An 11,205-nucleotide genomic window follows, 5' to 3' on the forward strand; every position below is an offset into this window, starting at 1 on the left:
CAGCTCAGCTAAGGTAAGGCTAATACAGATAAGGACTCCACTGAACCCCACCGATTAAATCGCACCTTCCCTAATAAACGCCGGGTGAGAAACTGTTTTATCCATCCTTGTTTTCCGCGCCGGCAACCAACATCGTTGCCTTTACTCATCATTACGCACAATGAAAAGAGTATATAGGGCTTCCTCCACTGCTTATTTTGCTGCATTCACAATTTGAAGATTCAGCCTGAATTTCCGCAGATATGGGGCGAATAACTATAAGTCAGGTGAATGGGCGAACAAAAAAACCGAAAAGAGGGTCATTGTGGGGAAGAACGTAGAATAATTCGCTATTTTTCTGTTAGACAAAATTGAGTCCTGGCTTCATTTGTTCATTTTTGTTTACGGATTTAGCGTTAAATTAGCCATTAATAGCGTGGTGTAAATAAAACTGTACTAATTATGGATTGAAATCTTTACTTGTTGTGGTATCGTTGTGCTCTCCTCGCTGAGGAACCTCTATCGCAAACGAGATATACAGGATCGCCATCATGCAAAAAGACGCGCTGAACAACGTACACATCACCGACGAACAGGTGCTGATCACTCCGGAACACTTAAAGGCCGAATTCCCGCTTACCGCTGAGCAGGAAGCGCAAATCGAGCAATCTCGCCAGACCATCTCCAGAATTATTTCCGGGCAGGATCCGCGTCTGCTGGTGGTTTGTGGCCCTTGCTCCATTCATGATCCGGAAACTGCGATTGAGTATGCTCGTCGATTTAAAGCCCTTGCCGCAGAGGTCAGCGATAGCCTCTATCTGGTGATGCGCGTCTATTTTGAAAAACCCCGCACCACCGTTGGCTGGAAGGGGTTGATTAACGATCCGCACATGGATGGTTCGTTTGATGTTGAAGGGGGGCTGAAAATCGCCCGTCGTTTGCTGGTTGAACTGGTCAGCATGGGTCTGCCGCTGGCGACTGAAGCGCTGGATCCCAACAGCCCGCAATACCTGGGAGACCTGTTTAGCTGGTCAGCGATTGGCGCGCGTACCACGGAATCCCAGACGCACCGTGAAATGGCGTCAGGCTTGTCGATGCCGGTTGGTTTCAAAAACGGGACTGACGGTAGCCTGGCGACGGCGATCAACGCCATGCGCGCTGCGGCGATGCCACACCGCTTTGTGGGTATCAACCAGGCAGGGCAGGTTTGCCTGCTGCAAACTCAGGGCAATCCGGATGGTCACGTTATCCTGCGTGGCGGTAAAGCGCCAAACTACAGCCCGGCCGACGTTGCTCAGTGTGAAAAAGAGATGGAACAGGCAGGACTCAAGCCGTCACTGATGGTAGATTGCAGCCATGGTAACTCAAATAAAGACTACCGCCGCCAGCCCGCAGTGGCTGAGTCGGTTGTTGCCCAGATCAAAGACGGTAACCGTTCAATCATCGGCTTGATGATTGAAAGTAATATCCACGAAGGCAATCAATCTTCTGAGCAGCCGCGTAGTGAGATGAAATACGGAGTCTCGGTGACCGATGCGTGCATTAACTGGGAAACGACAGAATCCCTGTTGCGCGAAATTAACAACGATCTGCGTAGCAGCCTTGCGGCACGTCTGGCTTAAGAGGGTGTTATGGTTGCAGAACTGACCGCGTTACGCGATCAAATAGATGAAGTCGATAAGGCGCTGCTGGAGCTGCTGGCGCGCCGTATGTCTCTGGTGGCGGAAGTGGGTGAGGTCAAAAGCAAATATGGCCTGCCAATTTACGTCCCTGAGCGGGAGACTTCTATGCTGGCGTCCCGGCGCAAAGAGGCCGAATCGCTGGGGGTGCCGCCGGATCTGATTGAAGATGTCCTGCGCCGGGTGATGCGTGAGTCCTATTCCAGCGAGAATGACAAAGGATTCAAAACCCTTTGCCCGTCATTGCGTCCGGTGGTCATCGTCGGTGGTAACGGACAGATGGGGCAGCTGTTTGCCAAAATGCTGACGCTGTCGGGTTACCAGGTGCGTATTCTGGAAAAAGAGGACTGGGCGCAGGCGCAGGATCTTGTTGCGGATGCGGGCATGGTCATCGTGAGTGTACCGATTCACATCACTGAGCAGGTGATTGCGGAGCTTCCACCTCTGCCGGACGACTGTATCCTGATTGATCTGGCATCGGTGAAATCCGGGCCGTTACAGGCCATGTTGACGGCGCATAAAGGGCCGGTATTAGGCTTACATCCAATGTTCGGGCCTGACAGCGGTAGTCTGGCGAAACAGGTCGTCGTCTGGTGTGACGGGCGCAATCCGGAAGCCTATCAGTGGTTCCTTGAGCAAATACAGGTCTGGGGAGCGCGGCTGCATCGCATCAGTGCAGTTGAACACGACCAGAATATGGCATTCATCCAGGCGCTGCGCCACTTCGCGACCTTTGCATATGGGCTGCATCTGGCAGAAGAGAACGTCCAGCTTGAGCAACTGCTGGCGCTTTCATCACCGATTTATCGCCTTGAGCTTGCGATGGTAGGGCGTTTGTTTGCCCAGGATCCGCAGTTGTATGCTGACATTATTATGTCTTCAGAGAACAACCTGGCGTTAATTAAGCGCTATTACCAGCGTTTTGGCGAGGCGATTGGCCTGCTGGAGCAAGGCAATAAGCAGGCGTTTATTGACAGCTTCCGTAAAGTGGAGCACTGGTTTGGGGATTATGCCAAACGCTTCCAGAATGAAAGCCGGGTGTTGTTGCGTCAGGCGAACGACAGCCGCCAGTAATAAAAAATGCCGTATATACTGAAAAGCCAGCGGGGTGCCGCTGGCTTTTTCATTTTAAGGGGCAGGATATGGCTGAATTACAGACCTTATTTGACTACACCGGGCATTTACCTGAGTGCCCCACATGGAGCGAAGAAGAGCAGGCGCTCTGGTGGGCCGATATTCTGCAGGGTGAACTGCATCGCTACCATCCAGCTTCCGGCGAATATAGCGTGCTCTGTTTTTCTGAGGAAGTCGGCTGTTTTGCGTTGCGTGAAAAAGGCGGTTTTATTGTTGCCATGCGCAATGCCATCTGGCTGACGGACAGGCGTGGGTTACTGGTGCAAAAAGTCTGTGATAATCCCTCGAACCCTCAGCTGGCACGCTTTAATGATGGGGGGACCGACAGCCAGGGGCGTTTCTATGCCGGTACGTTCTGGGGGCCGGGCGATTATAACGGCGCGCTGCTGGTTCGGATTGATAACGACCTGACACCTAAAGTCATTCAGTGTGATATCCATGGGGCAAACGGGCTGGCGTTTAGCCCGGACAAGCGGTGGATGTACACGTCCGATACGCCCAATGGCGTTATCTACCGTACGCCGCTCAATGAGCAGGGTGAACCAGGCAAACGTGAGGTCTTCCGTCAGTTCGGGCCGGGTGAAGGTCTTCCTGATGGCGCGGCTGTGGATGAGGAAGGATGTTACTGGAGCGCGCTGTTTGATGGCTGGCGTATCGCCCGATTTTCACCTCAGGGGGATCAGCTTGCAGAGTATCGTCTGCCGGTGCGTTGTCCGACGATGGTCTGTTTCGGCGGCCATGAGATGAAAACGTTGTTTATTACCACCACGCGAGAAAATATGGACGCGGCTGAAGTGGCGGAATATCCGTTATCCGGCGCAATCTTCACCCTGCCTGTTGCGGTGGCAGGAATGAAGAAATCGCTGTTTATCGAACGTTAAGCCGGATCGACCGGAACAACGTTTTCGCTTGGGTAGCAACCCAATACTTTTAACGAGCGGGTGATGGCGGTGAGTTCACGCAGCGCTTTTTGTACATCGGAAGATTGCAGGTTGGCCTGGATATCAAGATAAAACATCTCTTCCCACGGGTTACCGTGAATAGGGCGTGATTCAAGCTTGGTCATGATCAGATTATGGTTGCGCAGAACCAGCAAGGCCTCAACCAAAGCACCCGCCTGTTGTCCGGTGGCCATCAGCAGAGTGGTTTTCGCCGGAACCTGGTCGGAGACATCAATGGCTTTGCGCGCCAGCACCACGAAGCGGGTGATATTCTGCGTCTGATTGGCGAGATTACGTTCCAGAACCTGAAGACCATACAACGCACCACCGGCTTCGTTACCTAATGCAGCAACCAGTGGGGAATTTTCCTGCGCCACTTTTTCCATTGCCGCGGAAGTACTTTCACAATATTCAATTTTCCAGTGTGGATAGCGGTTCAGGAACTGGCTGCACTGCTGGAAGGGTTGCGGGTGACTGTAAACCGTTTTGATCGTTTCCAGATCGGTTGAGCCTGATACCAGAACGCAGTGGTCAATGGGCACGGTCAGCTCGCCGACAATCGACAGGCTGGTATGCTGTAGCAGATCGTACACATCGTTAATGGCGCCCGAACTGGTGTTTTCCAGTGGCACAACGGCGTAATCAGCCTGACCGGTTTCAACCTGGTTAAAGATATCGTGGAATTTTGGACAGCCGCTTTCAATAAACTGCTCGAAGTGGCGGGCTGCGTACTGGCGGGCGGCCAGATGCGAATAGGAGCCTTTTGGCCCGAGGAAAGCGATGCGAGCAGAATGCGGGTTAATTTTATTGAGATGCTGCTGAAGCAGTGCCTGCTGGGTAAGTACGGAATCTTCAATAATCAGCTGGAACAGGCGGGTAATATAGTGAGCGTCAAGATGATGGGCTTTGCCGAGCTGGATTAAACGTTCGAGTAAATCGCGCTCACGATCGATATCCCGCACCGGGCGATGTGAGGCCAGCTTGGCTTTACCGACTTCTACTGCCAGTTCCCGCCGTTCAGCGAGCAAAGAGAGCAATTGTTCATCTAATGAACTGATTTTTACACGTAAATCCAGTAATGGGTTTTCCGAAGTCATAGTGTTGCCTTTCTTGTTATCAAAAAAAAGGCCTCCCGTTTTGGGAGGCCTTATTGTTCGTCTTCGCATTCTTTATCACACGACGAAACGCCTCCCGGTCAGGGGAAGGTAAAAAAGAATGCGAAGAAGAACGGGACATGGTGCATGTAAATTTCCTTTAGTGAATGACAGTTAAAGTACCTGTACTGTTTTCTCTCTGTCAACAAAAAACGCGCCCGAAGGCGCGTTGCAGATTAACTCAATGGGATAAGGCTATTCTTCTTCTTCAACGAAGTCCGCATCTTTCACCGAGGTGGTAGCCCGACGCGCTTCACCTTTGTGCTGCACTTTATTGAGCTGGCGTTCCAGCTTGTTGATCAAATCGTTAATCGCGGTGTACATATCTTCATGTTTAGCGCTGGCGACCAGATGCCCGTTTGGCGTATTGATGGTGGCATCGGCGATAAAGCCCTGCGGCTCTTTGGACAGAATGATATGCGGATTAATCAAATGAGTTTGCCATTTATCTAACTTGGCGAGACGGTCTGCGACATGTTGGCGGATTGCTGGGGTGATTTCCATCTGTTTGCTGGTAATGTTCATTGTCATAAATGTTACCTCTCGTCTTTCCGTCTTGGTGAATCCAGCATACCTCGAACAATGTCAAAATGTGTGATTTAAATCACATTATTTTGTCACTTTTTGTCAAAGGAAAGGTTTTGTGAGGCAGGGCAGGAAGAGGCCAAATTTCACTTGTCGAACCCGCTATTACCCATCATAGTTGATGGGATGACTTGTAGCTAAACCGCTTCAGCGACAGTCTGAATGAATAAAAAAACGGCAGCCAGTTGGCTGCCGTTTTGCTTTTAGTAACCTCAGCTGTTGCTCGGGTTACTGGCAATAATTTTGGCGACTTTATCCGCCTGAGCGCCCATTTGCATCTGGCGATAGGCGTTTTCCATCAGCGGCAGTGCATCACGCGTTGCAGCGGTATCCGGGAAGTCACGCAGCATACCTTCAACACGGTTTACGACGGCCACCCAGGCACCGCGTTTGGTGTAGTATTCGGCAACTGAAAACTCATATTTTGCCAGGCGGTCTTTCAGGAACACAAGACGTTTGGTTGCATCGCTGACGTACTGGCTGCGTGGATAGCCACGAACCAGTTTTGAGAAATCATTAAATGCGTCACGCGCATGCTGTGGGTCGCGGTCGCTACGATCCACACCGAAAAAGCCCTGCAATGCACTATCATCCAGCGCCATGTTGGTCAGGCCACGCATGTACATGACATAATCGATGTTAGGATGCGTCGGATTCAGGCGAATGAAGCGATCGATAGCGGCCTGAGCCAGCGGCAAATCGGCATTTTTGTAATAGGCGTAAATCAGATCCAACTGCACTTGCTGTGAGTAAGGTCCGAATGGATAGCGATTATCCAGTGCTTCTAGTTGCGTTATCGCCGCCTTCCAGTTACCGTCTTGCAGTTTTTGCTGGGCAGTCGCATAGATTTCATTTGGCGGATTATCGGGCACCACTTCCTTTGAACCGGAGCAACCCGCCAAAGCCAGGCTCAACGTGGCGGCTGCCACCAGATATTTCATGCGCGTCATGACGTTTAGACTTTCCTCAAATGTTTATGCGGGAGATTGTCTCTTCCTGCTCCCGACTAAGACCAGCTACAATAGCACACTATATTATACGGCGAAGCCGTAAAACCCAACGTTAACGAAGAAGCTGTATATGGCACAACGAGTACAACTCACCGCAACGGTGTCCGAAAAACAACTCGGACAACGGTTAGATCAGGCTTTGGCCGAATTGTTCCCTGATTATTCGCGTTCGCGTATAAAAGAGTGGATCCTTGCCCAAAATGTCCAGGTAAACGGCAAGGTCTGGGACACACCCAAAGAGAAAGTATTCGGTGGCGAAAGCGTTATTATCGCTGCTGAAATTGAAGAGGAAGTCCGTTTTGAAGCACAGGACATCCCGCTCAATATTGTTTATGAAGATGACGACATCCTTGTTATCAATAAGCCACGTGACCTGGTGGTGCATCCAGGGGCGGGTAATCCTGACGGCACGGTGCTGAATGCGCTGCTGCATTACTATCCGCCGATTGTCGATTTACCGCGTGCGGGCATCGTCCATCGTCTTGATAAAGACACCACGGGGCTGATGGTGGTGGCAAAAACCATTCCGGCGCAGACACGTCTGGTGGAATCGTTGCAGTTGCGTGAAATTACGCGTGAATATGAAGCGGTGGCGATCGGTCATATGACGTCGGGTGGAACGGTAGAACAACCGATCAGTCGACATCCGACGAAACGCACCCATATGTCAGTGCATCCGATGGGAAAACCGGCCGTGACGCACTATCGCATTATGGAGCATTTCCGTGTGCATACGCGCCTGCGCTTGCGTCTGGAAACCGGACGTACTCACCAGATCCGCGTGCATATGGCGTACATCACGCATCCGCTGGTGGGCGATCAGCTGTACGGCGGTCGTCCGCGTCCACCAAAAGGTGCTTCTGAAGAGTTTATTACCGCACTGCGCAAATTTGACCGGCAGGCGCTGCATGCAACCATGCTCCGACTCTATCACCCGATTACGGGCATTGAGATGGAATGGCATGCGCCGATCCCTCAGGATATGGTGGACCTTATTGAAGCCATGCGTGCCGATTTTGAAACTCATAAGGACGATGTGGCCTGGCTATGACCAACCTGATTATCCCCGAATGGCCGCTTCCTGCGGGAGTGGCGGCATGCAGTTCTACACGCCAGGGCGGTGTAAGCCTGCCGCCCTGGGATTCGCTGAACCTGGGCGCACATTGCGGTGATAATCTGGACCACGTTGAAGAAAACCGCAAACGTCTGTTTGCCGCAGGTGGGTTGCCAACAAAGCCAGTCTGGCTTGAGCAGGTTCATGGAAAAGAGGTACTGCCGCTCACCGATGGCCCTTATGCCAGCAAACGTGCGGATGCATCGTACAGTAATACGCCTGGTATGGTGTGTGCGGTAATGACTGCGGACTGCTTACCGGTGCTCTTTTGCAACCGGGCAGGCACTGAAGTGGCGGCAGCGCATGCTGGCTGGCGTGGTTTATGCGCAGGCGTGCTTGAAGAAACGGTCGCCTGTTTTGCCGATCGGCCGGAAAATATTCTCGCGTGGCTCGGGCCAGCCATTGGTCCGGATGCATTTGAAGTTGGCGCTGAAGTGCGTGACGCGTTTATGGCCGAGGATGTCGCTGCCGATAGCGCATTCAGGCCTGCGGGCGGCAAGTACTACGCAGATATTTACGCACTTGCTCGCCAGCGTCTGGCACGGGCAGGGGTCACCCAGGTTTTCGGCGGCGACCGTTGTACCTTCACGCAAACGCATGATTTCTTCTCGTATCGTCGCGACAAGACGACAGGTCGTATGGCAAGTTTTATTTGGCTGATATAACCTAACGAATCAAGACGATCCGGTACGTGTAACTTTCTTTTCGTATAATTCAGGTCATTCACCTTGAATAATTGAGGGATGACCTCATTTAATCTCCAGTAGCAAATTTGACCTGTTATAGGGGGGAGTTATGCGTCTGGATCGTCTTACCAATAAATTCCAGCTTGCTCTTGCCGATGCCCAGTCGCTCGCACTTGGGCACGACAACCAATTCATCGAACCACTTCATTTAATGAGCGCCTTGCTGAATCAGGAAGGGGGATCGATACGTCCTTTATTAACGTCTGCTGGCATTAATGCTGGTCAGTTGCGTACGGCTATCGATCAGGCCCTGAGCCGTTTGCCGCAGGTGGAAGGTACCGGTGGTGACGTTCAGCCGTCGCAGGAGCTGGTGCGTGTGCTTAATCTTTGCGACAAGTTGGCGCAAAAACGTGGTGACAACTTTATTTCGTCGGAACTTTTTGTTCTGGCGGCGCTTGAGTCGCGCGGAACGCTGACTGACCTGCTGAAAGCTGCGGGCGTCACTACCGCAAATCTTACTCAGGCGATTGATCAGATGCGTGGAGGTGAAAACGTGAACGATCAAGGGGCCGAAGATCAACGTCAGGCCTTGAAAAAATATACTGTCGATCTGACCGAGCGTGCCGAACAGGGCAAGCTTGATCCGGTGATTGGCCGTGATGAAGAGATCCGCCGTACTATTCAGGTATTGCAGCGCCGCACTAAAAATAACCCGGTACTGATTGGCGAGCCAGGGGTGGGTAAAACCGCCATCGTCGAAGGCCTTGCTCAGCGTATTGTTAACGGTGAAGTTCCTGAGGGACTGAAAGGTCGTCGGGTATTGTCACTGGATATGGGTTCGCTGGTGGCGGGGGCGAAATACCGTGGTGAGTTCGAAGAGCGCCTGAAAGGCGTGTTGAACGATCTCGCTAAACAGGAAGGTAATGTCATTCTGTTTATCGATGAATTGCACACCATGGTCGGCGCAGGGAAAGCGGATGGCGCAATGGATGCCGGCAATATGTTGAAACCGGCGCTGGCGCGTGGCGAACTGCACTGTGTGGGGGCCACGACGCTGGATGAGTATCGCCAGTACATCGAGAAGGATGCTGCTCTGGAGCGTCGTTTCCAGAAAGTATTTGTCGCAGAACCGAGCGTGGAAGATACCATTGCAATCTTGCGTGGTCTGAAGGAACGCTATGAGTTGCATCACCATGTGCAGATAACTGACCCGGCGATTGTCGCTGCGGCAACTTTATCGCATCGCTATATTGCCGACAGGCAACTGCCGGATAAAGCCATCGATCTTATTGATGAAGCGGCATCCAGCATCCGTATGCAGATTGACTCGAAGCCGGAAGAACTGGACAGACTTGATCGCCGTATTATCCAGCTCAAGCTGGAACAGCAGGCTTTGCTGAAAGAATCTGATGACGCCAGTAAAAAGCGTCTTGATATGCTGAATGACGAACTTTCTGATAAAGAGCGCCAGTACTCGACGTTAGAAGAAGAGTGGAAAGCGGAAAAGGCATCCCTGTCTGGTACTCAGACCATTAAAGCTGAGCTTGAGCAGGCGAAAATTGCCATTGAGCAGGCGCGGCGGGTGGGCGACCTTGCCCGGATGTCGGAGTTGCAGTACGGCAAAATACCAGAACTGGAAAAACAGCTGGAAATAGCCACGCAGTCTGAAGGCAAAACCATGCGCCTGCTGCGTAATAAAGTGACTGATGCGGAAATTGCGGAAGTGCTGGCTCGCTGGACGGGGATACCCGTCGCCCGGATGATGGAAGGCGAGCGAGAAAAACTGTTGCGGATGGAACAAGATCTCCATCATCGCGTCATTGGCCAGGATGAAGCGGTCGAAGCGGTTTCGAATGCCATTCGTCGTAGCCGGGCCGGGTTATCGGATCCTAACCGTCCGATTGGTTCGTTCCTGTTCCTTGGGCCTACCGGGGTCGGTAAAACCGAGCTGTGTAAGTCTCTGGCGAACTTTATGTTTGATAGTGATGATGCGATGGTGCGTATCGATATGTCTGAGTTTATGGAGAAGCACTCTGTTTCCAGACTGGTTGGCGCGCCTCCGGGATATGTGGGTTATGAAGAAGGCGGCTATTTAACGGAAGCGGTTCGTCGTCGTCCTTATTCTGTCATTCTGCTGGATGAAGTAGAGAAAGCGCATCCTGATGTGTTCAACATTCTGTTGCAGGTGTTGGATGATGGGCGCCTGACCGATGGACAGGGAAGAACAGTCGATTTTCGTAACACGGTTGTCATCATGACTTCGAACCTGGGTTCCGACTTGATTCAGGAACGTTTCGGCGAGCTTGACTATAGCCACATGAAAGATTTGGTGCTGGGTGTTGTGAGCCACAGTTTCCGCCCGGAATTTATCAACCGTATTGATGAAGTGGTGGTGTTCCATCCTCTGGGTGAGAAACACATTGCTTCTATTGCGCAGATCCAACTGCAGCGGTTGTACAAACGCCTGGAAGAACGTGGCTATGAGGTTCACATTTCTGATGATGCACTGAAACTGTTAAGCGAGAATGGTTACGACCCGGTATATGGTGCGCGGCCACTTAAACGTGCGATTCAGCAACAGATTGAGAACCCTCTGGCACAACAAATTCTTTCCGGAGAGTTGATTCCAGGAAAAAGTGTGCTGCTTGAAGTCAACGATGGCCGAATAGTGGCAGTGCAGTAAATCACAAAACAACAAAAACGGGCCCTGAGGGGCTCGTTTTTGTTTAAAAACCAGGCAAAAATAGTTGTTCAGTGTATGGTTTGCCTGGAAAGTGAGCGATCGATAAGTTTTTTGCATTTTATACTTGTCAGCCCGGAATAAATCCCTATACTGCGCCTCCACTGACACGGCGGATGTGAATCACTTCACACTAAGTAGCCGGTTCGGTTGAAGAGAAAAGCGAAAATAAGCGCTTGACTC

Annotated in this window: 10 protein-coding genes and 1 other annotated feature; of the genes, 6 read left to right on the top strand and 4 right to left on the bottom strand. The window is 51.6% G+C overall.

Translation table 11 applies throughout. The features are described 5' to 3' along the window. Positions 1-530: 530 nt before the first annotated feature. The 3 genes from aroF to ACSZO4_RS22515 all read left to right on the top strand — a co-directional run bounded on the left by aroF (position 531) and on the right by ACSZO4_RS22515 (position 3,673). The gene (gene aroF, locus ACSZO4_RS22505; RefSeq protein ID WP_437891279.1) at positions 531-1,601 is read left to right on the top strand and encodes a 3-deoxy-7-phosphoheptulonate synthase AroF; all 1,071 of its coding nucleotides are present in this window, start codon (positions 531-533) and stop codon (positions 1,599-1,601) included. 9 nt (positions 1,602-1,610) lie between these two features. Further along, the gene (tyrA, locus tag ACSZO4_RS22510; protein WP_437891280.1) at positions 1,611-2,732 is read left to right on the top strand and encodes a bifunctional chorismate mutase/prephenate dehydrogenase; all 1,122 of its coding nucleotides are present in this window, start codon (positions 1,611-1,613) and stop codon (positions 2,730-2,732) included. A 68-nt stretch (positions 2,733-2,800) separates the two neighbouring features. Continuing rightward, entirely contained in the window at positions 2,801-3,673 is an 873-nt protein-coding gene (locus ACSZO4_RS22515; RefSeq protein ID WP_437891281.1) for an SMP-30/gluconolactonase/LRE family protein, read from the top strand. Here ACSZO4_RS22515 and pheA read toward each other — a convergent pair. The 4 genes from pheA to bamD form a co-directional block, all read right to left on the bottom strand. Beyond that, positions 3,670-4,830: a bifunctional chorismate mutase/prephenate dehydratase gene (gene pheA / locus ACSZO4_RS22520; protein WP_437891282.1), complete on the bottom strand. Its 1,161-nt coding sequence runs from the start codon at positions 4,828-4,830 to the stop codon at positions 3,670-3,672. The genes ACSZO4_RS22515 and pheA overlap by 4 nt on opposite strands. Positions 4,831-4,851: 21 nt before the next feature. Next, positions 4,852-4,977, bottom strand: a sequence feature (Phe leader region). After that, entirely contained in the window at positions 4,929-4,976 is a 48-nt protein-coding gene (gene pheL / locus ACSZO4_RS22525) for a pheA operon leader peptide PheL (protein WP_437891288.1), read from the bottom strand. It overlaps the preceding feature by 48 nt. Before the next feature lie 105 nt (positions 4,978-5,082). Continuing rightward, a complete protein-coding gene (gene raiA, locus ACSZO4_RS22530; RefSeq protein ID WP_437891283.1) occupies positions 5,083-5,418 on the bottom strand; it encodes a ribosome-associated translation inhibitor RaiA in 336 nt (111 codons plus the stop codon). A gap of 266 nt (positions 5,419-5,684) precedes the next feature. Next, positions 5,685-6,422, bottom strand: a complete 738-nt coding sequence (gene bamD / locus ACSZO4_RS22535; protein ID WP_437891284.1) for an outer membrane protein assembly factor BamD — start codon at positions 6,420-6,422, stop codon at positions 5,685-5,687. A gap of 130 nt (positions 6,423-6,552) precedes the next feature. Here bamD and rluD point away from each other — a divergent pair, with 130 nt between their 5' ends. The 3 genes from rluD (at position 6,553) to clpB (ending at position 10,965) form a co-directional block, all read left to right on the top strand. Beyond that, on the top strand, positions 6,553-7,533 hold the full coding sequence (gene rluD / locus ACSZO4_RS22540; RefSeq protein WP_437891285.1) for a 23S rRNA pseudouridine(1911/1915/1917) synthase RluD: 981 nt from the start codon (positions 6,553-6,555) through the stop codon (positions 7,531-7,533). After that, complete coding sequence (gene yfiH / locus ACSZO4_RS22545) at positions 7,530-8,261, top strand: purine nucleoside phosphorylase YfiH (protein ID WP_437891286.1); 732 nt, start codon at positions 7,530-7,532, stop codon at positions 8,259-8,261. The genes rluD and yfiH overlap by 4 nt, the downstream gene beginning before the upstream one ends. 130 nt (positions 8,262-8,391) lie before the next feature. Continuing rightward, positions 8,392-10,965 carry an ATP-dependent chaperone ClpB gene (clpB, locus tag ACSZO4_RS22550; protein ID WP_437891287.1) on the top strand — a complete coding sequence of 858 codons (2,574 nt, stop codon included), beginning with the start codon at positions 8,392-8,394 and terminating at the stop codon, positions 10,963-10,965. The last annotated feature ends 240 nt before the right edge of the window (positions 10,966-11,205 follow it).

This window comes from Phytobacter sp. V91 (assembly GCF_965644225.1).
Taxonomy (GTDB): Bacteria; Pseudomonadota; Gammaproteobacteria; order Enterobacterales; family Enterobacteriaceae; genus CBFFRJ01.